Here is a 25,006-nt window from a genome sequence, read left to right as displayed (position 1 = left end):
AGCAAAGTGTCATGAGCGGGCTAAGCTCTGCGTGCCCTGGATAATCAGGCGACAGCCTGGGTTTATGAGCGGACGAGCTCTGTTCCATCGCCGGTATTCCGCACAAGCTAGGCCATTAAATCCAGAACAATCCCTGTTGACTAACGTCAGCAGGGATTTTTTCGTTTAAGCGCAGCCTGTGGTATGAGCGGACGAGCTCTGCGAGTCCTGTTCCATCGCCAGCTTCTTGCACAGGCTAGGCAATCAAATCCAATAGTATGCTTTTTACAATGTGATCATTTAATACCAAACGTATTAAATTTATGATTAATGCTTTCAAAGGATAAAGTGTGCACCGGCCTCTGGAACTGGGCCTTTAGGCTCGGCCTGTTGTTTTAAGCCTTTTAAAGGGACTACCACAGAAGGCACTGCGCGCTACACAGAGAAAGACCAGCCCGTAGGGTGCGCTCCGCGCACCGATTGCCGATGCCTGCGGTGCATAGAATTCACTCTACGCATTCCATTAATTAACTTCAGATCACAATTTTATTTCTTTTGGTATAATTATTTCTTTGGGTGTTATGTGATCGGTAGGGTGCATTCTATGCACCGGAAAAAGCGATAATCGATGCGCGCAGCGCATCCTACACAACATCTTGATCCTATTGACTTTTATACCAAAAGCATTAAATTTATGATCAGTTGCTTCAAAGGAAAAATTTACGCTCACAAAGCCGCCGGGATGATTTAGAATAGTAAATCTGATCACTTTATTAATGCGTTTAGTCTTAGTATTCATAAATGTAGCCGAGCGTGTAATATTTTTATCGGTAAGGAGGATTCAATGCACCACAGGCAGCGGTAATCGCCCCTACTATACCGGTTGGTATTATTGCTTAAATTACCCCTCGTGCTTTTAATAAAGCCGTTTTAAAGTCATCTTCGCAGTCTTTGGCAATGCCCGGTATCATCTCACCCGCTTTGGTTTGATCCATTTTCAGATGATAAATAATGACTTCATCACTCAGTTGTTCCAGAGGTTTATCAAACCCTGATTCTTGAGTAAGACGTACTAAAGTTTCTATTAGACTTAACTCTTTATTTTTTAACCAGTAAGGTTTTAATAATTCAATGACTTCATTAACACGATCCGATTGCATATTTTTTCTCTTTTTATCAATTAGCCTGATTAGCTCAACTTTAGCGGTATTAACTTACAATTAAAATTTTTGATTATTGAGACCCAATTCGATATTCGCTTAAATAGAGTCCTAATACCAAACGCATCAAATAAGTGATCAGCCTTGCTGGTTAAAATCAACCCTACCTGCGTTATAAGCCTTGAAAGGAGAATAACTACTTCCTACAACTTATGCCTTGCTAGTGTTGATTTTTCCTACGTAATACAAGATCACATTTTTAATGCATTCGGTATAAGCAACGAATTTGGTGTTATTTACTAAGTCGCTAAATTATGGCGTAATTCATTTAACACTTGTTTTGCACCGGGTTTTACGCCGCGCCAAATAGCAAAACTTTCTGCCGCTTGTCCAACTAGCATACCCAACCCGTCAATAGTCAATCTTGCACCCTGCTCCTTTGCCCACGCATTAAAGGGTGTTACTTGTGCGCTATACATCATGTCGTATATTGTGGTTTCAGGTCGAATCAATTTAGCACTAATGAGAGGCACTTCACCCTGTAAACTCGCGGATGTTGAATTGATGATTAAATCGAACTCACCTGATAATTCTGAAAATTCACCGGCAGATATATTGCCTAGCTTTGTGAATATTGTGGTCAGGGTTTGTGCTTTGGAGAAAGTACGATTCGCGATGATTAGCTCTTTTGGCTGTTCAGCTAATAGCGGCCCACAGACCCCTCGTGCAGCCCCGCCAGCGCCAATTAACAAAATACGAGCACCCTTAAGCGTGACATGATTATTTTTAAGATCTAATACCAATCCAGCGCCATCGGTATTATCCCCGATCAGAATACCGTCATCGGTTAATTTTAAAGTGTTCACCGCACCCGCCAATTCTGCCCGTTTTGTTAACTGTTGCGCGTATTGGTATGCCTGCTCTTTAAAGGGGGCTGTAATATTACAACCTTTTCCTTGTTCTAAAAAAAAAGCTTTTAAAGCAGCGTCAAAATCATCTATTGCTGGCTCAATTGCACTGTAAACCATCTTCTCTTGTGTTTGCTGTGCAAATAAAGTGTGAATAAAGGGGGATTTACTTTGTTTAATTGGATTGCCAAAGACGGCATAGTGATCCATGTGGACTCCAGAATATAAGGTGATTTGCTAATATAGATAATTTAACATGTTAAAATTACCAGTGGAAATTTACCGTGTATAAAACAGTTAATTATCGTAACCGCTTTCCAGTCGATGCATCATAAATGGCTGTGTGGGTTGATAGCCCGGAAACTGGGGCATCAATAACTAAGTTCAACAAGGGATCTTTTTTGAACATATTATTAACTTGCTGGCTATTTAGAGCGGCCTCTAAACCGGACAAATTAGCGCTGGTCGAGATGATTGGTTTATCGAATGCAGTACATATCTGTCTGACGATGGGGTGAGCAGTCACTCTTACCGCAACGCTTTCAAAATCACCACTTATCAATTTAGAAAGATTTTTTTGGGAAGGGATAATCCAGGTCGTTGGGCCTGGCCATGTTTTTTTTATTTCTGTCAGCTGTGCATCGGTTAATAAAGAAAAATCTGCATATTTCTCTAGTTGTTCAATACTGGCGGCTATTAGAATTAATCCCTTATGAGCAGGGCGTTGTTTTAACAAAAGAATTTTTTGAATGGCAGCTTCGCAGTCAGGATCGCATCCTAAGCCAAAAACAGATTCAGTAGGATAAGCAATAACGCCTTGAGATTGAAGTATCTTCAGGGCGTTATTTAATTCATTTTTTTTCAACAAAAGTAACAGATCCGTTACAGGCTTGCTAATTTAAGCTGTAATGCAGCATCTTTTGCAATCACAGCTTGCGCATTTTCAGCACGATTTTCTTTGACGCGTTTTGCTAGCTCATCATCGGCAACAGCAAGGATTTGCGCCGCAAGGTAAGCCGCATTTTTTGCGCCTGCACTGCCAATTGCAACAGTTGCAACCGGTACGCCGGCAGGCATCATTACCGTTGACAATAAAGCATCTTGGCCATTTAAGGGGCCGCAGTCAATTGGCACGCCAATAATGGGGCGTGTTGTTATTCCAGCAACAGCGCCGGCTAAGTGCGCGGCAAGACCTGCGGCACAGATAAATACTTTACAACCACGATTTTCTGCATCGGTTACATATGCATGTGTGGCGGCTGGAGTACGGTGTGCTGAAGTTACTTTAACTTCAAAAGTGATAGAAAAAGATTTTAATATCTCAATCGTACCTTGCATAACAGGTAGATCAGAATCTGAGCCCATCAATATGGCTACAAAAGGTTTAGTCAAGGTTCTTCCCTCTTTGGATAGTTGGTTAAAAATTTAGCGAAAAAACGATTATTATATAGGCTTGCCGCGGTAACCACATCCTTTTTTTGGACATATTATGCGAAATGCACTGGCGGTTTTTCGCTCTATCAAAATTGGCCAGTGACAGTCTGGGCAAAATTCATTGACCGGTTTGTCATTGACAGCATATTTGCAGCTTGGGTAATTATCACAGGCATAAAATATTTTTCCAAATCGAGAGTGACGTTTAATTAAATGTCCACTTTTACATGACGGGCAAGGTACGTACTCTGTTTCCTCTGCTATCTCTTTTTTTTCAGAAAGTTGTTCCGTATGCGCGCATTCAGGATAAGTACTACAGCCAATAAATAATCCATACTTACCTTGTTTCAGTACTTGTTCCTGCTCACAAAGCGGGCAATGAGTGCCTGGCAGGACTTTTTCTATTTCACTTTTTTCATGCAAAGGGCGCAAATAGTTACACTTTGGATAGTTTGAGCAGCCAAGAAAAGTACCCTGTTTACTATTACGAATATGCAGTTCACTAGCGCATTCCGGGCAGAGTTCTTTGGCTTTTTCATGATGGCTATGCAAACCTTTGTGGCTATTTGGCATCTTAATGAATTAATCCATCTTCAAAATCAAGTAACATAGATTCAAGCTGCAAAAAGGCATCATCACTGTTTGGATCATTAAATAAGACCATTAATATTAACCACTTAAGATCAGAAAGAGTTAATTCATCCACATCTAAAGACATCACACAATCAATAACAACTTCACGGGTGTGAGTATTTAATATGTCAGCTTGATCTAAGTAGGAGATAAAACCCTGACCCTCAGAGCTTATTCTGTGCTGTTCAGCCGCACTGTAAATCCGATGTGAGGTTTCTTTGGCTAATTGTGTTTTACTCTCCGGATTCTGTTCATGCAAGCTAGTAAGATTATCAAGCCATGCGAGTGCTTTTGAAATATCATTCTTCTGAAAACCTTCTTCCAATAATTCATCGGTGATCTCCTGCGCATCTATTTCTGTGCTTTGATCAATTTGCATATAGCTTTCAAACAGATACATTATTATTTCAAACATATTTAACCTTGTTTTTTAATGTTGGTGAAAAAATGACAACCACATCTAATTGCATAACTTTATATAACCTTGGGTTGTGGCTGTTATTCTACCAGTTATCTCAAGTTCTATTAACTGATTTTGTAAGCTCGCGACATCAAAGCCGCTACGCTCCAATAATTGCTCAAGGGTAGTGAGGTGAAAATCAATATGCTTTAAGAGAGGGTGGCAAGGTGTGGCAAGGGGTGTTTTTTTCTCATCGCTGCTTGAATAGGGCTTACATAAGTGAAGGAATTCATCACATATATCCTGCGTATTCATAACCAGTTTTGCACCCTGTTGAATCAGTTGATGGCAGCCCCAGGCCTCTGCATTATCAATTGAACCCGGCAGGGCAAAGACATCCCTATTTTGTTCTAATGCATAGCGCGCAGTGATTAATGATCCACTACGTTTTGAAGCTTCAATCACTAACACGCCTAAACTTAAACCTGAAATAATGCGATTCCGTCTGGGGAAATTAGTTGGAAAGGCTGCTGCGTTTGGCCAAAACTCGGAGACTAACAACCCCTTTTCTTTTATTTGTTGTGCAAGCTTAAGATGCCGCTTGGGGTAGATGTTATTTAATCCGGTACCTAATACAGCAATAGTATCCCCCTGTTTGTCAATGGAGCCTTGATGCGCAACTCCGTCAATACCAATGGCTAAACCACTGGTGATGGTAAAACCTGAAGCACTCAATTGCTGTGCAAATTGGTAAGCCTTCTCCTGCCCATAGGGGGTACAGTTACGACTACCCACTATAGCAATCTGAGGCGTGCTTAATAAACTGAGATTACCTTGTGCATAAAGCAATAATGGTGGGTTGCTTATTTCTTTTAATAATTGTGGATAATGGGGGCTGTCGTAACAAATAATATGGTTTTCTGCTGAGTTATCTAACCAGGAGAGGTTACTCTCAATTAATTTTAAATTTGGTTTAAGCAGAGCCGCTATTTGATTGTCTTTTAATCCATAGGCTTGCAGTTGAGCTCTTGATAACTGTAATAGCTGTTCAATTGAATGGTAAGTCAGCAGTTTTAATAGCGTGCATTTATGGAGAGCTGGTATGGCATCTAAAACCATCCAATAGCGACTATTATGTTCATTATTTTGTGGTGAAAATAAGTCGAATTGAATAGTCACCTGCCTTGTGACTCTTCGAACCTAATATTAATAGGGTCGAAGAGTAACATGATATTAAAGGGCTAAAACTCCAGGCCTTGTATTTTATTATTTGCAGCCATTACCTCGGTGCTGCGCATTACCATGGCGATACTCACTTTATCATAGACTCTAAATACCAATAGTTCACCAACACGCTGTGCTGGTATTTTGATATCAGGACTTCCCATTTGGCCAAATTTTGAAGCATCATCTTGATAAACAACGCTGGTTTTATTAATTAAGATGCCAGGACCCGACTGCAGGACAGAAAACATCGAGCCTATTTGAATATTATCTCGCTGACCCCTGTTAATCACCACAATATCCCACTTACCAATTGCTCTTGAATTATTTAGTGCAGCAATAATCTGACCTTTTATCGTTTTTGGAACTGATTGGGGCAAAAAATAGGCCGGCAGTGTCGCATATTCGGGAATGGGCAGTATCAAATCACCCTGACGGGCTTCCCTTGAACTGCTTATAAAATCATGTGGAGTGACTTGTTCAGTGCTGCCAATATTGGGGTTTTGAGATACTTCGGAGTGGCCAATAAAGATCAGCTGCTTGCCTAAAAATTCTTTACTGACAGGATCTATATAGTTTTCACCTAAACGATAAACACCATACAACTTACCCTTATCGTATTGGCCCTCTCCATAAAAAATATCCCCTTCAAAAAAACGAGGGGTCGCTTTGATGTCTCCGAGTAAACGAGGTGCACCAGCCAATATAGCTGGATCAAGGACATGGTCCCGTGATAAAAAAGCGGAGACAGAAGCTAAGGGAATCGTTGGGATTGCTGCTTGTTTTTCCTGTAACCTTGGTGTTGGTGATAATTTTTTTAATCTCTTACGGGAAAGTCGAGGCTCTCCATCAACCCAAATCAAGGTTAATATCTCACCAGGATAAATGAGATGGGGATTTTTGATTTGACTATTTTCTTGCCATAAACGTGGCCACAACCAGGGAGAATTTAAAAAATGAGCGGAAATATCCCATAAAGTATCTCCTTTAACAACTTCATAGGTTTCGGGGTGATTATTTTTTAGAGTAAGGGTGTCGGCGATTGCCACAACAGAAACCACAATACCTATCAAGAAAGCTGTAATTAGGTTTAATTTCATAACAATCCTTGTCTGATGACTAATAAGACTTTTTTTTATATTCGGAAATGACTAGAATTAGAACTCTTTAACACTAACCAATAGGACTAGATAATATCATGGCTTTACTAGAAGTATTACGCTTTCCAGATAAACGTCTAAGAACGATTGCGAAACCTGTAGAACAGATCACGGCCGAACTTAAAAAAACAGCTGAAAACATGATTGAAACCATGTATGAGGAAGAGGGGGTTGGTCTTGCTGCCACGCAAGTAAATTTCCACCGACGTCTTGTTGTGATTGATGTTTCTGAGCAGCGCAATGATCCAATGGTGATCATTAACCCCGTTATTGTCGAACATTCAGGAGAAGAGATGTCGGAAGAGGGTTGCCTTTCCGTTCCTGAAACTAATGCAGAGGTTAAACGTGCCGAGTTTGTTACCCTAGAATACTTAGGTATTGAAGGGAAGCGACAAGTATTAAAGGCTGATGGTTTGCTGGCTGTTTGTATTCAGCATGAAATTGACCATCTGGATGGAAAATTATTCATTGACTACCTGTCACCTTTGAAACAAAAACGGATAAAAACAAAGCTGGAAAAATTACAACGACATAACGTATAGGGTTGGCGATACTTTTTCGGCTGATGGTAAGAGTCGAATAGAACGCAATATAACAACCAAAAAATATTCATCATTTTTACTTTAAGGTTTCTCTTGGAAAAACTAAATATAATTTTTGCCGGCACGCCTGATTTTGCAGCTAAGCACCTTAGTGCATTGATAAACTCCGAGCATAATGTGATTGCCGTTTATACACAACCGGATCGCCCTGCAGGACGCGGTAAAAGATTAACCGCGAGTGCTGTCAAAGAGCTTGCTATGGAGCAACAGATTGACGTTTATCAGCCTGCTAACTTCAAAGAGGCGGACAGTATTAAGCAACTTGCCGGGTTAAATGCCGATATTATGATTGTGGTTGCTTACGGTTTATTGTTGCCGCAATCGGTATTAGGAATACCTCGTTTGGGCTGTTTAAATGTGCATGGCTCATTATTGCCTCGCTGGCGCGGTGCCGCACCCATTCAACGTGCAATTTGGGCGGGTGATACAGAGACGGGCGTGACCATCATGCAAATGGATGAAGGTCTGGATACCGGTGATATGTTGGCTAAAGTGAGTTATCCGATTGAGAGAGATGAAACCAGTGCTTCGCTCTATGAAAAACTTGCCCTGCAGGCACCTGATGTATTAGTTGATACTATTAATAAATTAGTTAAGGGGGAATTAAAGGCTGAAAAGCAAGATCCGCAATTGGCCAGTTACGCTAAAAAGTTGAGTAAAAGCGAGGCCTTGATTGATTGGTCCAAGGATGCCGTTTTTATTGAACGCTGTATTCGGGCGTTTAATCCCTGGCCGGTGAGTTATTTTGTGCTTGACGATAAAGTCGTAAAAGTGCACCAGGCAAGTTTACTTGACAATGAGAGTGAACAGCCCGCGGGTACTATTATTGCAGCGAATAAAAAAGGCATTCAAGTCGCCACGGGTGAAGGTATTATAAACCTTGAAGTGCTTCAGTTGGCGGGGAAAAAAGCGCTGCCGGTACAAGATATTTTAAATTCTCGTCGTGAATTGTTTGCGCAGGGTACTTTACTACAGCAAGGTTAATTAAATGAATGTAAGAGCACTAGCAGCCAAGATTTTAAATCAAGTAGTAGAGCAGGGACAATCATTGTCCAATGTCTTACCACCTGCTCAACAAGAGCTTTCTCCCAAGGATAAAGCATTATTACAGGTACTTTGTTACGGCGTTTTACGTACTTTGCCTCGCTTAGATTTTTTCTGCCGCTCTCTGATGGACAAAGCACTAAAGGGCAAGCAGCGCGATCTGCACTTCCTTATTTTAGTCGGTTTTTACCAGTTACTCTATACTCGAATTCCCAGCCATGCAGCGGTTGGAGAAACAGTTAGCGGGGCGAAAGAGCTTAAAAAACAGGCCTTAAAAGGTATGGTTAACGGTGTCTTACGGAATTTTTTACGTGAGCAGGAGAGCTTGATAGAAAAAGCGGATCAACAACCGGCACTGGTTTATTGTCATCCAAGTTGGCTCGTAAAACGTTTGCAAGCAGCCTATGGTGATGACCTTGCTGCAGAGATTATGCACAACAATAATCAGCAGGCGCCGATGTGGCTGCGGGTAAATGCGCTTCACCATACTCGCAGTCAATATCAGACCCTGTTAACTGATGCCGGACTGGTTAGTTTTAGCTCAGAGTTTAATGACAATGCACTGCGTTTAGAAAAACCGACCGATGTTTACAAATTACCCGGTTTTGCCGAGGGCTGGGTTTCAGTACAGGATGGCGCAGCACAGTTGGCAGCGCATTATTTGAATGCACAAGCTGGCGATTTGGTTTTAGATGCCTGTTCAGCACCTGGAGGCAAAACGGTACATGTTCTGGAGCTGCAGGAAAATATAAAACAGATGGTGGCTGTCGATGCAGATGCAAAACGTTTAATACGTGTTCAAGAGAATTTAGATCGCCTTAAACTTAAGGCAACCGTTATTCACGGTGATGCATCACAACCTGATACTTGGTGGCATGGCGAGCTATTTGATCGTATTCTTTGCGATGCACCCTGCAGTGCTACCGGCGTTATTCGCCGTCATCCGGACATCCGTTGGTTACGCCGTGACAGTGATATTGCAGGTTTAGTGACCTTACAAAAACAGATCTTGCATGCATTATGGGATAAATTAAAGCCCGGAGGTGTGCTGCTCTACGCAACTTGTTCTATTTTACCCGATGAAAATGATTTACAAATTCAAGCATTTTTAGAAAGTAAGCAGGATGCCTCGTTAATTCCTATTGTTGTGCAGGATAATCTCCAAAACAATATCCAAAATAAAGGACGGCAGATATTGCCCAATGAGAATGCGATGGATGGTTTTTATTATGCAAAACTGCAAAAGTCATTATAAAAAATGTTGCTCATAAGCAATTGTGCAAGGGTGCAAGGGTGTGCATTTACGGCTAAACTAAATGACACTTCTTAGCCTGTGGTTATCTGTGCTACCCATCGATCACTTAATTATTTTGTTATCAGTTAAGTCTGATTAAATAACACTTTAAAAAGCGCATGCAAATACTCGATAATACAACCATTGCAGAGGGTTTTATTATCAACTAGATCACGGAAGGATAATGAGATCGCATGAAGATTATTATATTAGGCGCAGGGCAGGTAGGTGCTTCATTGGCAGAGAACCTCGTTGGTGAAAATAACGATATCACTGTGGTTGATTTATCGCCCGATAATTTACAAGAGTTACAAGACAGGTTTGATTTACGCGTTGTTCAGGGAAGTGCTTCAAACCCTGTAGTACTTGCGGAGGCTGGAGCGGAAGATGCGGATATGTTAATTGCCGTGACCAATTCTGACGAAGTCAATATGGTCGCCTGTCAAATTGCTTTTACGCTCTTTAATGTCCCTAAAAAAATAGCTCGTATCCGTTCACAAAGTTTTATTCAATACGAAAAAGAGTTATTTGGCAGTGGTGCTTTCCCAATCGACCATGTTATTGCGCCGGAAAAGTTAGTAAGTGATTACATTACTCAGCTGATCGATTACCCGGGAGCATTGCAGGTTGCCAACTTCGCCAATGGTAAAGTAAATTTAATGGCGATTAAAGCCTATTATGGCGGTTCGTTGGTGGGTAATGCTATTTCTACGTTAAAACAGCATATGCCTAATGCTGAAGCGCGGGTCGCTGCTATTTTCAGGCGCGGTAAAGCAATTCGTCCCCGGGGCACTACTATTATTGAAGCCGATGATGAGGTGTTTTTTATCTCCGCAAGTCAACATATTCGCGCTATTATGAGTGAAATGCAAAAGCTTGAAAAACCTTACAAACGCATTATGATTGTAGGCGGCGGTTATATCGGTGAAAGCTTAGCTAAACGCTTAGAAAAAGACTGTTCCGTTAAATTAATTGAAAAAAATTTAAAGCGGGCAGAATACCTTTCCGAAACACTCTCGAACACTATTGTCTTTTGTGGTGATTCATCGGATCAAGAACTACTTACCGAAGAGCACATTGATCAAATAGACCTTTTTATTACGGTTACCAATGATGATGAAGCCAACATTATGTCAGCGATGCTGGCTAAGCGTATGGGGGCAAGGAAAGTCATGGTATTGATCCAGCGCAGTGCTTATCTTGACCTGGTACAGGGAGGCATTTTGGACATTGCTATTTCTCCGCAGCAGGCAACGCTTTCCGCCCTGTTAACCCATGTGCGTAAGGCCGATTTGAAGCACGTCTACTCTTTGCGCGAAGGGCTTGCTGAAGCCATTGAGATTATTGCCCGCGGTGACAGCATGACCTCGAAAGTTGTCGGCAGAGAGTTGTGCCAACTTAAATTACCGCCAGGTACAAGCATCGGCGCGATAGTGAGAAATGAGACAGTATTAATCGCCCATGATAATACCGTGCTTGAAACCGATGACCACGTTATATTATTTCTGGTGAATAAGAAATTTATCAGCGACATCGAAAAATTATTTCAACCTAGTCCGTTCTTTTTGTAGTTAAGCCATTACTATGGTCACTCGTCCCCTGCTCTTTATCACTGGGTTGGTATTGTCAAAGATGGCAATATTTATGTATCCCCCCATGGTTTTCGCCTTTTATAATAACACCTTAGGCGGCATAGAATTTTTGTCATCTATTATTATTACTCATCTGGCTTCTGTGCTTTTTATTTTCATGGGGAAAGAAAAAAAGTTATCTCGCTTAGGTATAAGAGAGATGTTCTTATTAACCACCGGGGTTTGGGTTTTAGCCAGTGTTTTTGCCGCATTACCCTTTGTACTGATTGAACATATTACTTTTAGCAATGCTTTTTTTGAAACCATGTCGGGGATCACCACCACGGGCAGTACAGTGCTCAATCATTTAGATACTATGCATCCTAGCATTCTGTTATGGCGTTCGATTTTACAATGGTTAGGTGGTGTCGGTTTTATTGTAATGGGGGTGGCTATTTTACCCTTTTTGAATGTTGGCGGGATGCGGCTCTTCCAAACAGAATCTTCAGACTGGTCAGACAAAGCTGAATCGAAAACCCGCAGTGTCGCGATTGGTATTTTATTGGTCTACGTATTTTTAAGCCTGTGCTGTTTTGTTGGCTACCGTCTTGCCGGTATGAGTAGTTTCGATGCAATAAATCATGCGATGACCACGATTTCGACGGGGGGATATTCAACATCGGATCGTTCAATGGGTAATTTTTCCCATGCAGCCCATTGGAATGCTATTATTTTTATGTTTTTGGGTGGCTTGCCATTTTTATTGTTTATACGCGCTTTTAACCAACGCAGTTTAGTCTCTCTTTTCCGTGATGCTCAAGTCTTAGGCTTTATTAAAGTAGTATTATTTTTCACCCTGAGTTTAAGCGTTTATTTATTTATCAGTGATCAATTCTCCCCGGCTAACGCCTTGCGATTAAGTTTGTTTAACGTGGTCTCCGTGATAACAACCACAGGTTTTGGGCTTGATGATTTTATTTCCTGGGGAGATTTTAGCATTGTGGTGTTTTGGGGATTGATGTTTTCCGGGGCTTGTTCCGGTTCGACCTCGGGTGGTATAAAAATATTCCGCTTTCAAATTGCCGCGAGTATGCTTAAACGTCAGTTAATGATATTAATTCACCCGCGTGGCGTTTTTCCGCAACGCTATAATAATCGCACCGTAAACGATGATATTTTACGTTCTTTAATTGCTTTTATTTTGGCCTATATGGGTACTATCGCAGTTTCAACCTTGTTATTAGCACTGTTTGGCTCAACGGCGCTGGTTGCCTTTTCTGCATCCATTACCGCGGTTTCCAATGTCGGGCCCGGCCTAGATCCGAGCATAGGTCCAAGCGGAAATTTTTCAGCTTTATCGGATCCTGCTAAATGGATTTTAGCCATTGGTATGCTAATGGGACGATTAGAAATATTGACTGTTGTGGTGTTGTTTTTGCCTCATTTTTGGCGGCGCTAGTACTGGCTGTTTTTGGCGCGTTCAACCAATGTTTCAGGTAAAGGTTTAGTGATGATTGTAATGGTCATCTTTTTTAACCTCTTAGCTTGCTGGTATGGTCTTGTTTTAGGTTTATTTTCAGCACCGTTAATCTTGGTTATTTTTAGCGTGGAAAGCTGGCTTCTCTAAATTAGCGCGTTCAACCAATGTTTCAGGTAAAGGTTTAGTAATGACTGTAATGGTCATCTCTTTTAACTTCTCTGCTTGCTGGTATGGTCTTGTATTAGGCTTATACCAAAAGCATTAAATTTATAATCAGTTACTTCAAAGGAAAAATCACGCTCACCAAGCCGCCGGGATGATTTTGAATAGTAAATCTGATTACATTATTAATGCATTTGCTATGATGTTATCGGTAGGGTGCATTCTATGCACCGCGGGCAGCGATAATCGGTGCATAGAATGCACCCTACGAGCTATGCGTTTGGTATTATTTTCAGCACTTGCTAGTATTTTAATGGGACGATAAAAAAGACTGAATATTGTGCTCTTAGTTTAGCCTCATTTTTAGCACCATCAGTCTTGGTTATTTTTAGCATGGAAAGCTGGCTTCTCTAAATTAGCGCGTTCAACTAAGTTTTCAGGTAAAGGTTTAGTCACAGTGACACCCATCTCTTTTAACTGCTCCGCTTGCTGAATAAGATTGCCTCGACCCTGACTGAATTGCTTCAATGCCCGATCATAACTGTTTTGTGCTTTATTCAATTGTGAGCCGACATCCAACATATTTTCGCTAAACAAGCGCAATTTATCGTATAACTTACCGGCTTGCTGGGCAATTAAACGGCCATTATGCTCCTGTTGTTCAAAGCGCCATAAGTTTTCAATAGTACGTAACGCAATCATTAAGTTGGTTGGACTGGCGAGCAGTACATTGTTATCCAGTGCTAACTTAACCAGCTCTGGTTCGTGTTCCAGCGCAGTGATAAAAGCGGGTTCAACGGCGACAAATAATAAAACATAATCAAGGCTATTACTGCCAATCAAATTTTGATAATTCTTTTTTCCTAACCCTTTAATATGCTGACGAAGAGAAAGAGCATGTGCCTGCAATGCGCTTTTTTGGCTTTGTGGATCATCGGCATTAAAGAATCGCTCGTAGGCGACTAAGGATACTTTTGAATCAATAATAATATTTTTGTTTTGCGGTAATTGTACCACCACGTCAGGCTGTAAACGCTGCCCCTGCTCATTTTGAAAACTAACCTGAGTTTTGTATTCATGGCCTTCACGCAATCCGGACGACTCTAAAATACGCTGTAAAATAACCTCGCCCCAATTACCCTGCTGCTTATTATCACCTTTTAATGCATTAGTCAGATTATTGGTTTCCTGCTGCATTAATTCATTAAGTTTGGCCAAGTTAGAAATTTCATTTTGTAAATTGTAACGTTCTTTACTTTCATTAACGTAACAATCAGTGACTTGCTGTTTAAAACCATCCAGCTGTGTTTTCAAAGGGTCGAGCAGTTGACTGATACTGTCCTGGTTTAGCTGTTTAAACTGTGCGGCTTTTTCGCTGAAAATACGTTGAGAAAGTAATTCGAACTGATTGCTCAGCTTCTGTTCATTCTCCTGCTGCTCCCTAAGGCGTTGAGTGGCGCTCTGCAAACGAACTTCTGTTTCTCTTAAACGAACCGTCAACTTGTTGCTTTGATGCTGCAAACTCTCAATAAATGTTTGCTTCTTAAGTAGTTTTTGGGATTTTTCAAGATTTAGATTCTGATTGTGTAAAAGCTCCTGCGCGCTTAATTGCAGCTCAACAAAGAACTGATCCCGTTGTTTTTTTAAACGCAAGAAAGCCCAGAAGACAACAATAATAAGGATGAAAATTAATGATGCACTGCTGACGAGAAGAATCAAAGGAGATAATAACATTATGAATATTCAAATTTTTTAAGATAATTCTTAACTTTTCTGTTAAGACTTTTCCAAATTAATAGATAGATTATATAAACCACAACCACGGCCCCTTTGTGAATATTGCTGCCTTGGTCTAATTGCTGAAAAGTAAAGCTGTCAGTATAGAAATTCATCAAGATCAGGTAAAAATAGATAATGACTGGAAAAATTAATACTGTCGACAGTTTCCAACTTAATAACAAAAAAAAGATAAAATTAGTTCGTAACATCACTTATCCAAAATAAAAAATATTAGGGTCTGTTGACCTTTTTGCAGCGCTCACACAGAAATCTGAAGCTAATTTTTATTCCGGCGCGCTGATCTGGAATAACGCTATTTCTCCTTGTGAAGAAAAGCTGATCTTACTATACCGAAACTAAGTACTCTTACATAAATTTCCCAGCCATTTTGGGCAGTTTACTCAATAAAAGCGCTCTTTAATATCAGAAAACTTTCGAGTGAGTACTTAGCTGCTGATTCGAACATCCTTAAGCGTATTCGTCTGCTGCGCTTCTGTCTTTTTGTTTTTGCCAACTATTTATAACCACAGCGGTTTTTGATTCAGAGGATTACTGGCAGTCTAAGCCACTTAAGGGCATAAATCTGTGTCAGCAGAATAGTTATATTGTTTATTGCCGATCTTAATCGGGCCATTAGGTCTGCACAGGATAAAATCAGAGTGAGTTCATAAATAGTCCCTTAGATTCAAATAACGTCTATATGCAGCTTCAAGTTGTTTGGCAGAGTTGATGGTGATATATGGACCTAAATAGAACGATTATTGTTGTGCATGTTTATGCGGTTTTAAAGTTAAACAGGAAGATGTTTTTAAAAACAACATGCAAAACCATCAAACATGCACTAAGATGCATGACAAATACGATATTTTGCATGTTTTGTGTATTAATACGTATCAATTTATTTTTGTTTATCAATATTGTTTGGAGTATAGCTATATGTGTGGAATCGTTGGTGCAGTAGCACAAAGAGATGTATCTGAAATATTATTAGAAGGGTTACAACGCCTAGAATATCGCGGTTATGATTCAGCAGGCCTTGCCGTTATCAATGCTGATGGACAATTACAACGAACCCGTCGTTTAGGAAAAGTAAAAGAATTAGCCAATGCGGTTGCAGCTAATCCTGTCAGTGGTGGAACCGGTATTGCCCATACACGCTGGGCAACACATGGAGAGCCTTCAGAAGCCAATGCACATCCTCATCTATCGGGCGATAATATTGTTATCGTACATAACGGTATTATTGAAAACTACGAAAGCTTACGCGAAACCCTGCGCGGGCGTGGTTATGAATTTCTTTCACAAACCGATACTGAAGTCATTTGCCATCTTGTTGAATGGGAGTTACGCAGTGCAGAAACACTCTTAGAAGCCGTGCAAAATACATTGCCTCAGCTGGAAGGTGCCTATGGCACTGTAGTCATGGATCGCCGTGATCCGAGTCGTTTAGTTGTCGCCCGTTCAGGGAGTCCACTGGTTATAGGCTTAGGAGTTGGGGAAAATTTTCTGGCATCGGACCAACTGGCTTTGTTAAATGTAACCCGTCGTTTTATCTTTTTAGAAGAAGGGGATGTTGCTGAAATTACCCGTCGCGACATTAATGTTTTTGATTCGAATGGTGAGGCGATTGAGCGTGAAGTTCACGAATCGACTATTGAGCAGGATGCCGCCGATAAAGGCAAATACAGACACTTTATGCAAAAAGAAATTTTCGAGCAACCCAGCGCATTAATAAATGCAATGGAAGGTCGAATCAGTCATGACAGTGTATTAGTTGAGAGTATTGGTGTTGGCGCAAAAGATATCCTTAAAAATGTAGAGCATGTACAGATTATCGCCTGTGGTACCTCTTATAACTCAGGCATGGCTGCACGTTACTGGTTTGAATCCCTCGCCGGCGTAAGCTGTGATGTGGAAATCGCTTCTGAATTCCGTTACCGAGATTTTGTGGTGCGTCCAAATAGCTTATTGCTGACCCTGTCACAATCTGGCGAAACTGCAGATACGCTAGCAGCGCTTCGCTTAGCCAAGCAGAAAGGTTACATGTCGGCGATGTCTATCTGTAATGTTTCCGGCTCATCACTGGTACGTGAATCGGATCTTGCCTTTATGACCCGCGCTGGTACTGAGATTGGCGTTGCATCCACCAAAGCATTTACTACGCAGCTGGCTGCGATGCTTATTTTGGTCACCGCTATTGGTAAAGAGCAGGGCACTATCAGCAAAGAAAAAGAAGCAAAGATTGTGCATGCATTGCATTCACTCCCTGCTCAAATTGAAAAAGCGTTAGCCTTTGATAAACCGATTGAAGCTTTAGCAGAAGATTTTGCAGATAAAGAGCACACCTTATTCTTAGGCCGAGGAGAGTTTTACCCTATTGCTATGGAAGCTGCGCTTAAATTGAAAGAAATTTCATACATCCATGCTGAAGCTTATGCTGCAGGTGAGTTGAAGCATGGCCCATTAGCCCTAGTTGATGCGAATATGCCCGTTGTTGTCGTTGCACCGACCAATGATTTGCTTGAAAAAGTTAAATCAAATATTGAAGAAGTGCGAGCGCGTGGTGGTTTGTTGTATGTATTTGCAGATGAAAGCGCCGGATTTGAAAGTTCTGAGGGTATGAAAATCATCACCTTACCAAGTGTCGATGAAATTATTGCACCCATTTTCTATACCGTGCCAATGCAGCTGCTTTCCTACCATGTTGCCTTAATTAAAGGCACCGATGTGGATCAACCGCGTAATCTTGCAAAAGCAGTTACGGTTGAATAATGCTTTTTTTGTGGCATGACGATCAAGTTTTAAATGTTGCATAAAAGTTTAAAGCCCGGTTTAACTGATTAACAGTTGACCGGGTTTTTTTATGGAAAAATAAAATGATACATTGGGAGTAACTCAGCGTGGTTCAGGAAAGATCTTCGCTAGATTAAAGAGTATGAACAAGATGATAGTTACGTCTTCAGGGGAAACACTAAGTTGAACCAAAGCCACTTTTTTCTATTTACTTATGCAGCTTAATTTAAAGCAAAAAAAAGCGACTTATTAGCCGCTTTATGATTAAAAGCGTTATAGAAGATCTGCGATCATGGTTTCAAGTTTACCCTGATCAACCGCAAAGTTTCGAATACCCTCGGCTAATTTTTCGACTGCCATCGGATCTTGATTGTGCTGCCACAGAAAATCTGCATGCGTCATTTTTTCCGGGCATGCTTTGAGTAATACATTTTCGCTTAATTTTTCAATAACGTCACCGCTGCTATCTTTTAGTTCCTGCAAGAACTGCGGGCTGATTGTAAGACGATCGCAACCGGCTAATTCCAGAATCTCATCTAAATTTCGAAAGCTTGCACCCATCACAACTGTCTTATAACCGTGCTCTTTGTAGTAGTTGTAAATAGTAGAAACGGAGATAACACCGGGATCTTCAACGCCTGCAAAATTTTTGCCTTCTTTGGCTTTATACCAATCCATAATACGGCCTACAAAGGGAGAGATAAGGAAAACCTCAGCTTCTGCACATGCACGCGCCTGAGCGAAAGAGAATAAAAGCGTCAGATTACAGTTAATACCTTCTTTTTCAAGAATTTCACCGGCACGAATACCTTCCCAAGTGGAAGCAAGTTTAATTAAAATACGGTCATTTTTTATGCCGGCATCGTTATACATTTTAATTAACTGACGTGCTTTAAGAACACTTTTTTCAGTATCATAGGATAAACGCGCATCAACTTCCGTAGAGATACGTCCGGGCACTATTTTAAGAATTTCTTTACCAATATTAACCGCGAGCATGTCGCAGGTATCAACAATCTGTTGCGCTTTATCTGCACTTCTGGATTTTGCGTAAGCAATAGATGAATCAATAAGGTATTTATAATCTACTAGTTGTGCCGCTTTTAAAATTAAAGACGGGTTGGTTGTTGCATCTTCTGGCTGGTATTTAGCTATTTCTTCAACATCACCGGTATCGGCAACTACAGTTGTGAATTTACGAAGTTGATCTAATTTATTGCTCATTTTTATTCTGCCTTAATATTGTGCTTGGACTAGATTCAATAGGATTTACTGCAATAATAGCGATTTATTATTATTCCGCCATCTGCCGGAAGATTGAACATATGATTATTTGTAGAACATTTGTTTTGTATATATTCATTTTTTCATCATAAAATGTCAATGTAAAAAGCGAAGAATAAGATCTGGATCACTTTTCAAGTAGGTTATTATTTGTGTAGGAACAAAGGCGTTTTGATTAGCAGGCTAAGATAGCGCTGAACACTATTCTGGGGTCAATATTTTGAATTTGGACATGCATCTTTCTGTTTTAGATGCTTCCTAATCTCAAAGCAGATCGATTCGTTTTGTATCGGGCTAATCCTCCATATTTAATAACGTCATTGCACAACTTACGCTGGTGGCTAATATATCTATACTGCCAGTACGCAGAGCGCCAGCCAAGGCTAAGGCTTTTCTTTCTTCGCTGGCAATGGCAATCACATTTGGAATACGGCGTAAATCGTCGGTGCCCAGACCAATCACCCGATCTCTTAATCGGGTGTTTGCACTTTGACCATTAGATTTAAAAAAATCAAAACCACCAATATCACCAATGATCCCCTCATTGATGCGCGCTTCTGCAAATTCTTGTGGTGTAAACCAGCCGAGCTTAATCATATGGCTATTTTCATTCATGTCGCCGACGCCCACCAGAGCATAATCTGCATTTCTTGCTTGTTTTAATGTTTCAGAGACTGTGTTGTGGGCAATAAAAGCGGCGCGAGTATCGGGGTTATCGACATAGGCGGGCGCATACAAGGTTTCACTGCTTCCACCAAATTTTTTAGCGAGTTGACGACAGATATGGTCAGCATTAATGCTATCCCCACTGCGATGCGTACCGCCAATAGCACAAACAAATCGTGCCTTGCGTTGTGCCACCAGGCCAACGTGATTGGCAATGGCGGCGACATTTTGGCCTTGCCCAACCGCGACAGTACTATTGTCCTGCAGGTTGATAGCTAGAAAAGCGGAGACAAGTACCGCGACCTGTTTGCGCTGTTCTTCGTTATTCGCTTGATCCAGCGCAATAAGAACACGTTTGAGATTGAATTTATTGATTAACCGTTGCTCAAGTTGAGCCGTATAGACAGGGTGGTAACGTACATTAATCTCAACAACACCCTCTTCTCGTGCTCGACGCAGCAGACGGCCAATTTTAATTCTAGAGATAGAAAACTTTTTTGATATCTCTTCTTGAGTTGCACCTTCTTGATAATAGAGGATCGCAATCTCGGTCAACATTTCATGATCGTCAATACTGGGTGCGGTGGAAGCCGTCTTAATTGGAGACATCTCTATTACTCATTAGTTAATTAAATTAAATGCTGTGCAAATGGTCGTTGATGTTTCAGATGTTCCCATGGTTTAGTACTGCTTGGCAATAGACGAAGGTTATTAATATGTGCTTCATCACCTTAGTTTTTTGTTAGTTGCTCTTTGATTAAATCGGATTGTCGTTAGTTTATAAAATGTGCTTATTTTAAAAATAAGCACTTAATCATTCTGCATTTTCATTATGTAATAAAATTACAGTTTTTTATTTAACGGGGGGGTGGAGGTTGTTTTTTGCGCGCTTTCAAGAGGGTGGCTTCTGCTGGGTATCTTTATTTCGATTAGTATGTTTTGTTATTGTGACGCAGGTCGCCTTTTGTTGCCGTGTTGGTTTTTCCTTATATGTGATCTGTGTCGCTAAATGTGGCTTGTGTTGGCATTCTTTATATGTTTTGTTTTAATTTTACGGTGATGTTTGTGATGTAGATCTGTTAAATGCCGCTTTCTTGTTATTTTTTTGTGCTGAAAGTCACGTATTGTGGCATGTGGCGTATGCTTTTGAAATTATATGTTAGATTCAGTGGGGAAAGTTCAACCTTATTAATTATTTCACCTATTTTAGGTGAATAAAAACACCCGGAGCAAATTATGCTGTCATCACAATCCAAGATTAAAGTACAAAACTTTGGTCGCTTATTGTCAAATATGGTTATGCCAAATATTGGCGCCTTTATCGCATGGGGTTTAATCACCGCATTATTCATTCCAACGGGCTGGATACCTAACGAAACATTGTCCACTATGGTTGGGCCGATGATTAAATATATGCTGCCGCTCTTAATTGGTTATACAGGTGGTAAAATTATAGCTGGAGAGCGTGGTGCAGTTGTTGGTGCAATAGCGACAATGGGTGTGATTGTTGGTACGGATATTCCAATGTTTATGGGCGCGATGATTGTCGGTCCATTAGGTGGTCTGGCAATTAAGAAATTTGATGCTGCCATTCACGGTAAAGTAAAAAGCGGTTTTGAAATGTTGGTTAACAACTTTTCATCCGGTATTATTGGTATGCTACTGGCGATTCTTGCATACCTTGTGATTGGTCCTGCTGTTAAAATGTTATCTACCGCGCTTGCAGCGGGAGTTGACGTTTTAGTAACAAATAACCTGCTTCCTTTGACTTCTGTCTTTGTTGAACCGGCAAAGATTTTATTTTTAAATAATGCTATTAACCATGGTATTTTCACTCCTCTAGGTATTGCTCAGTCAGAGTCTCTTGGCCAATCTGTTTTCTTCTTAATTGAAGCAAACCCGGGTCCAGGTTTAGGTCTTCTGTTAGCCTACATGGTGTTTGGTAAAGGTTCTGCAAAAGAAACGGCTCCCGGTGCCGTAATTATCCACTTCTTCGGTGGTATCCATGAAATTTACTTCCCTTATGTATTGATGAATCCGCGTCTTATCCTGGCTGTTATTGCGGGTGGTATGACGGGCGTATTTACTCTTACTATGTTTGATGCCGGTCTTATCTCTCCTGCATCTCCTGGTTCTATCTTTGCCGTTTTAGCGATGACGCCTAAAGGCGCATACATAGGTATTCTTCTATCCGTTGCTGCTGCTGCCGCTGTTTCTTTCATCGTGGCTTCTATTCTGATGAAAACACAAAAAAGTGTTGCTGGCGATGAAGATGCACTGGAAGAAGCTGCAAACCAAATGCGCGACATGAAGCAGGGATCTAAAGGTCAAACAACAGCAAATGCTAGTGTTGATATGTCTGCTGTTAAAAAAATCATTGTTGCTTGTGATGCGGGTATGGGCTCAAGTGCAATGGGCGCAAGTCTATTACGCAAAAAAGTGCAGGCTGCAAATTTAAATATTGAAGTTATTAACACTGCGATCAATGATTTGCCCGGTGATGTTGATATTGTTGTTACTCATAAAGATTTAACCGACAGAGCACGTAAGCATGCGCCAAATGCACAGCATATTTCATTAACTAATTTCTTAGATAATGCGATCTACGATGGTTTGGTTAAAGATATTAAATCTGCCGGTAGTGCACCTGCTGCAAATGCACAGGAAGATGATGCAAAAAAGTCTGAAGGTCCTTTGACGTTAACCGGTAAAAATATTTTCTTAGGGCTTAAGCCTGCAACTAAGGAAGATGCGATCAAATTTGCCGGTGAGCAGTTGATTGCTTTGAACTATGTTGAACCTGAATATCTACAGGGTATGTTTGATAGAGAAAAATTAGTATCAACCTATTTAGGTGAATCGATAGCGGTTCCTCACGGTACTATTGAAACAAAAAAACATGTTCTTAAAACAGGCATTGTATTTTGTCAGTACCCAGCAGGTATTCAGTGGGGCGAAGATGAAGATGATGTTGCAATTCTAGTGATTGGTATTGCAGCGCAGGGTGATCAGCATATTCATGTGATTACCGCCATCACCAATGCACTTGATGATGAAGAAGCAATAGAATGTTTAAAAACAACAGTCAATAAAGAAGATGTACTGAAAATTTTAAATAACTAGAAACTTCTTAAGGTAGCTGCTTCAACTGAGGCAGCCGATTAAATATTCAAGGCTAGATTTTCTAGCCTCTTTCAATTTTAGGGAAATATTTATTATGAAAGCTATACATTTTGGAGCGGGTAATATTGGCCGCGGTTTTATTGGTAAAGTTTTATCGGACGCAGGTATTAAAGTTACTTTTGCCGATGTCAATGAAACGGTTGTTAATGCCCTGATAGCACGAAATGAATATGATGTGAATGTTGTTGGTGCAGACTGTTCTATTGAAAAAGTAAGTAATGTTACTGCTGTTCATTCAGCGGGTTCTGAGATTGTTAAACTTATTGCAGAGTCTGATTTAGTGACCACAGCGGTAGGCCCTACCGTATTGAATATTATTGCAAAAACAATCGCCGATGCTATTGAGCTGCGTTTAAAAAGCGGTAATAAGTCTCCGTTAAATATTATTGCATGTGAAAATATGGTTCGTGGTACCAGCCAGCTAAAAGCGGAGGTATTTAAATATCTGCCCGAGTCTTTGCATGCTCAATCTGACCAGAGCATTGGTTTTGTTGATTCTGCTGTTGACCGTATTGTGCCGCCAGCTGAAGCGGGAGAAACGGATCCATTAGCCGTGACCGTTGAAACCTTCAGTGAATGGATTGTTGACCAAACTCAGTTTAAAGGTGAAATTCCAACCATTAAAGGAATGGAATGTACTGATAATTTAATGGCATTTGTTGAACGTAAATTATTTACCTTAAATACCGGGCATCTGATCACCGCATACTTAGGTGTGCTTGCCGGTCATGAGACTATCAAAGAATCAATTGAAGATGATGCTATCCGTGCCGATGTGACTGCTGCTATGCAGGAAAGCGGTGAAGTTTTAATACGTCGTTATGCTTTTGACGTGCAAGCTCATGCTGCTTACATTCAAAAAATATTAGGTCGTTTTGCGAATCCCTATTTACGCGATGAAGTGGATCGTGTTGGTCGCCAGCCAATCCGTAAATTAAGTGCAAACGATCGCTTAATTAAGCCTCTTAATGGCACCTTAGAGTACGGTTTACCTAATGAACATTTAATTAAAGGTATCGCTGCAGCATTCCTATATAATAATGATCAAGATCCTCAAGCCGTTGAGTTACAGGCTATGTTTGCTGAAAAGGGATTAGCAGAGACACTAGCGCATTATTCAGGTCTGGCTGTTGACAGTGAAACTGTTAAACTAGTAGAACAAGCTTACAAAAGCTTAAAATAATGACTCAATCCCAGTGCCGCTGTTGCGGCATTTATTTATTCCATTAGAAAAATTATGCCAAAATTTGCCCGCTTAAAATTTGATATTGATATTGTAGAAACGCTTTCTGAGGCGGAAACTGCCTATGATTTTTTTACCGCCAGTTTTGATCTGTTTGAAGATGCCGTTGATATCCTAATTCAAAATGTCTTTAGAAAAGATGATTATGCAGTGAAATATGCTGTTGAACCTTTATTAAGCCGTGATGGTCCATTGGCGCATTTACCTGTTCGTATCAAACTGTTATACGGATTGGGGCTGCTATCTCAGGACTCCTATCAGGATATTGAGAAGTTTATTGAGTTAAAAGATTTTGTTCAGTCAGAAGGGGGCTCAATAGATTTTCTTTCACTGATTGAGCGCTTAAATGCTATTCGTGCAGTGGCTAAAATTTTGCCTCCCAATTTAGGTGATAATCAATTGGAAGAAAGCTCTCATTATATAGTGCAAATGAAACTGGACCAGAATAGACAGGTCATTAAGTCCTCATTGATTCTGGCAATCACTGAAATCATCAAAGAACTGCATAGAGATACGCCCTTAAGCTAAGTACTCACCCGAAAATTTTCTGATGTTAAAGGGCGCTTTATTGAGTAACCTGCTCAAAAATGCCGGGAAATTTATGTAAGAGTACTTAGTGACCCAAATCATCTTAGACTGGGCCAAGAAAGTCTCTATTTTTCGTGTTAATTTACTTCATTACCATTAGCGGTGCCTAAAGCAAAACAGCTTAAGTTATCCAGGGTCGTTTGGGCAATACTGGTTAAGGCTTTTGGGGTTGAAAATGCCTTATTAATGCCCGCTAAAATTTAATTCACTTCATTACCATTAAGCTTGCCTAAAGCAAAACAGCTTAAGTTATCCAGGGTTGTTTGGGCAATACTGGTTAAGGCTTTTGGGGTTGAAAATGCCTTATTAATGCCCGCTAAAATTTAATTCACTTCATTACCATTAAGCTTGCCTAAAGCAAAACAGTTTAAGTTATCCAGGGTTGTTTGGGCAATACTGGTTAAGGCTTCTTGGGTTAA

The 25,006-nt window shown here is 40.6% G+C and carries 20 protein-coding genes; 9 read left to right on the top strand and 11 right to left on the bottom strand.

Annotated elements, in window-relative coordinates:
• Window positions 1–875: 875 nt before the first annotated feature.
• The 8 genes from CXF72_RS03950 to CXF72_RS03915 all read right to left on the bottom strand — a co-directional run bounded on the left by CXF72_RS03950 (window position 876) and on the right by CXF72_RS03915 (window position 6,838).
• Complete coding sequence (locus tag CXF72_RS03950) at window positions 876–1,139, bottom strand: YihD family protein (protein WP_101036980.1); 264 nt, start codon at window positions 1,137–1,139, stop codon at window positions 876–878.
• Between the two features lie 299 nt (window positions 1,140–1,438).
• Complete coding sequence (aroE, locus tag CXF72_RS03945) at window positions 1,439–2,257, bottom strand: shikimate dehydrogenase (RefSeq protein WP_101036979.1); 819 nt, start codon at window positions 2,255–2,257, stop codon at window positions 1,439–1,441.
• A 91-nt stretch (window positions 2,258–2,348) separates the two neighbouring features.
• Window positions 2,349–2,924 (bottom strand): L-threonylcarbamoyladenylate synthase, encoded by a 576-nt coding sequence (locus CXF72_RS03940; RefSeq protein ID WP_101036978.1) that lies wholly within the window; start codon window positions 2,922–2,924, stop codon window positions 2,349–2,351.
• 5 nt (window positions 2,925–2,929) lie between these two features.
• Window positions 2,930–3,439 (bottom strand): 5-(carboxyamino)imidazole ribonucleotide mutase, encoded by a 510-nt coding sequence (purE, locus tag CXF72_RS03935; RefSeq protein ID WP_101036977.1) that lies wholly within the window; start codon window positions 3,437–3,439, stop codon window positions 2,930–2,932.
• A 51-nt stretch (window positions 3,440–3,490) separates the two neighbouring features.
• A complete protein-coding gene (locus tag CXF72_RS03930; protein ID WP_101036976.1) occupies window positions 3,491–4,054 on the bottom strand; it encodes a DNA topoisomerase family protein in 564 nt (187 codons plus the stop codon).
• Window position 4,055: 1 nt separating this feature from the next.
• The gene (locus tag CXF72_RS03925) at window positions 4,056–4,529 is read right to left on the bottom strand and encodes a DUF494 domain-containing protein (RefSeq protein ID WP_101036975.1); all 474 of its coding nucleotides are present in this window, start codon (window positions 4,527–4,529) and stop codon (window positions 4,056–4,058) included.
• Window positions 4,530–4,574: 45 nt separating this feature from the next.
• Window positions 4,575–5,693, bottom strand: coding sequence for a DNA-processing protein DprA (dprA, locus tag CXF72_RS03920; RefSeq protein WP_232784868.1), 1,119 nt, complete (start codon window positions 5,691–5,693; stop codon window positions 4,575–4,577).
• A gap of 62 nt (window positions 5,694–5,755) precedes the next feature.
• Window positions 5,756–6,838: a LysM peptidoglycan-binding domain-containing protein gene (locus CXF72_RS03915; RefSeq protein ID WP_101036974.1), complete on the bottom strand. Its 1,083-nt coding sequence runs from the start codon at window positions 6,836–6,838 to the stop codon at window positions 5,756–5,758.
• A 98-nt stretch (window positions 6,839–6,936) separates the two neighbouring features.
• On the opposite strand from CXF72_RS03915, the gene def reads away from it, so the two are divergent.
• The 5 genes from def (at window position 6,937) to CXF72_RS03890 (ending at window position 12,868) form a co-directional block, all read left to right on the top strand.
• On the top strand, window positions 6,937–7,440 hold the full coding sequence (gene def, locus CXF72_RS03910; protein WP_101036973.1) for a peptide deformylase: 504 nt from the start codon (window positions 6,937–6,939) through the stop codon (window positions 7,438–7,440).
• A gap of 93 nt (window positions 7,441–7,533) precedes the next feature.
• Window positions 7,534–8,484, top strand: coding sequence for a methionyl-tRNA formyltransferase (gene fmt, locus CXF72_RS03905; RefSeq protein WP_101036972.1), 951 nt, complete (start codon window positions 7,534–7,536; stop codon window positions 8,482–8,484).
• 4 nt (window positions 8,485–8,488) lie between these two features.
• Complete coding sequence (rsmB, locus tag CXF72_RS03900; RefSeq protein WP_101036971.1) at window positions 8,489–9,799, top strand: 16S rRNA (cytosine(967)-C(5))-methyltransferase RsmB; 1,311 nt, start codon at window positions 8,489–8,491, stop codon at window positions 9,797–9,799.
• 233 nt (window positions 9,800–10,032) lie between these two features.
• A complete protein-coding gene (gene trkA, locus CXF72_RS03895) occupies window positions 10,033–11,409 on the top strand; it encodes a Trk system potassium transporter TrkA (RefSeq protein WP_101036970.1) in 1,377 nt (458 codons plus the stop codon).
• A 13-nt stretch (window positions 11,410–11,422) separates the two neighbouring features.
• The gene (locus tag CXF72_RS03890; RefSeq protein ID WP_101036969.1) at window positions 11,423–12,868 is read left to right on the top strand and encodes a TrkH family potassium uptake protein; all 1,446 of its coding nucleotides are present in this window, start codon (window positions 11,423–11,425) and stop codon (window positions 12,866–12,868) included.
• A 555-nt stretch (window positions 12,869–13,423) separates the two neighbouring features.
• On the opposite strand, the gene rmuC is transcribed toward CXF72_RS03890, so the two are convergent.
• Window positions 13,424–14,785, bottom strand: coding sequence for a DNA recombination protein RmuC (gene rmuC / locus CXF72_RS03885; RefSeq protein ID WP_101036968.1), 1,362 nt, complete (start codon window positions 14,783–14,785; stop codon window positions 13,424–13,426).
• 981 nt (window positions 14,786–15,766) lie between these two features.
• Here rmuC and glmS point away from each other — a divergent pair.
• The gene (gene glmS, locus CXF72_RS03875; RefSeq protein ID WP_101036966.1) at window positions 15,767–17,602 is read left to right on the top strand and encodes a glutamine--fructose-6-phosphate transaminase (isomerizing); all 1,836 of its coding nucleotides are present in this window, start codon (window positions 15,767–15,769) and stop codon (window positions 17,600–17,602) included.
• A gap of 294 nt (window positions 17,603–17,896) precedes the next feature.
• On the opposite strand, the gene tal is transcribed toward glmS, so the two are convergent.
• Both tal and CXF72_RS03865 read right to left on the bottom strand, forming a co-directional pair.
• On the bottom strand, window positions 17,897–18,847 hold the full coding sequence (gene tal, locus CXF72_RS03870; RefSeq protein ID WP_101036965.1) for a transaldolase: 951 nt from the start codon (window positions 18,845–18,847) through the stop codon (window positions 17,897–17,899).
• A gap of 354 nt (window positions 18,848–19,201) precedes the next feature.
• Window positions 19,202–20,182 carry a sugar-binding transcriptional regulator gene (locus tag CXF72_RS03865; RefSeq protein ID WP_101036964.1) on the bottom strand — a complete coding sequence of 327 codons (981 nt, stop codon included), beginning with the start codon at window positions 20,180–20,182 and terminating at the stop codon, window positions 19,202–19,204.
• 627 nt (window positions 20,183–20,809) lie between these two features.
• On the opposite strand from CXF72_RS03865, the gene CXF72_RS03860 reads away from it, so the two are divergent.
• The 3 genes from CXF72_RS03860 to CXF72_RS03850 all read left to right on the top strand — a co-directional run bounded on the left by CXF72_RS03860 (window position 20,810) and on the right by CXF72_RS03850 (window position 24,527).
• Window positions 20,810–22,696 carry a PTS mannitol transporter subunit IICBA gene (locus CXF72_RS03860; protein ID WP_101036963.1) on the top strand — a complete coding sequence of 629 codons (1,887 nt, stop codon included), beginning with the start codon at window positions 20,810–20,812 and terminating at the stop codon, window positions 22,694–22,696.
• Between the two features lie 94 nt (window positions 22,697–22,790).
• Window positions 22,791–23,939 carry a mannitol-1-phosphate 5-dehydrogenase gene (locus tag CXF72_RS03855; RefSeq protein WP_101036962.1) on the top strand — a complete coding sequence of 383 codons (1,149 nt, stop codon included), beginning with the start codon at window positions 22,791–22,793 and terminating at the stop codon, window positions 23,937–23,939.
• Between the two features lie 54 nt (window positions 23,940–23,993).
• Entirely contained in the window at window positions 23,994–24,527 is a 534-nt protein-coding gene (locus CXF72_RS03850) for an MltR family transcriptional regulator (protein ID WP_101036961.1), read from the top strand.
• The last annotated feature ends 479 nt before the right edge of the window (window positions 24,528–25,006 follow it).

The organism is Psychromonas sp. MB-3u-54 (assembly GCF_002836415.1).
Taxonomy (GTDB): domain Bacteria; phylum Pseudomonadota; class Gammaproteobacteria; order Enterobacterales; family Psychromonadaceae; genus Psychromonas.
This window is presented reverse-complemented; position numbering and strand designations above follow the sequence as displayed.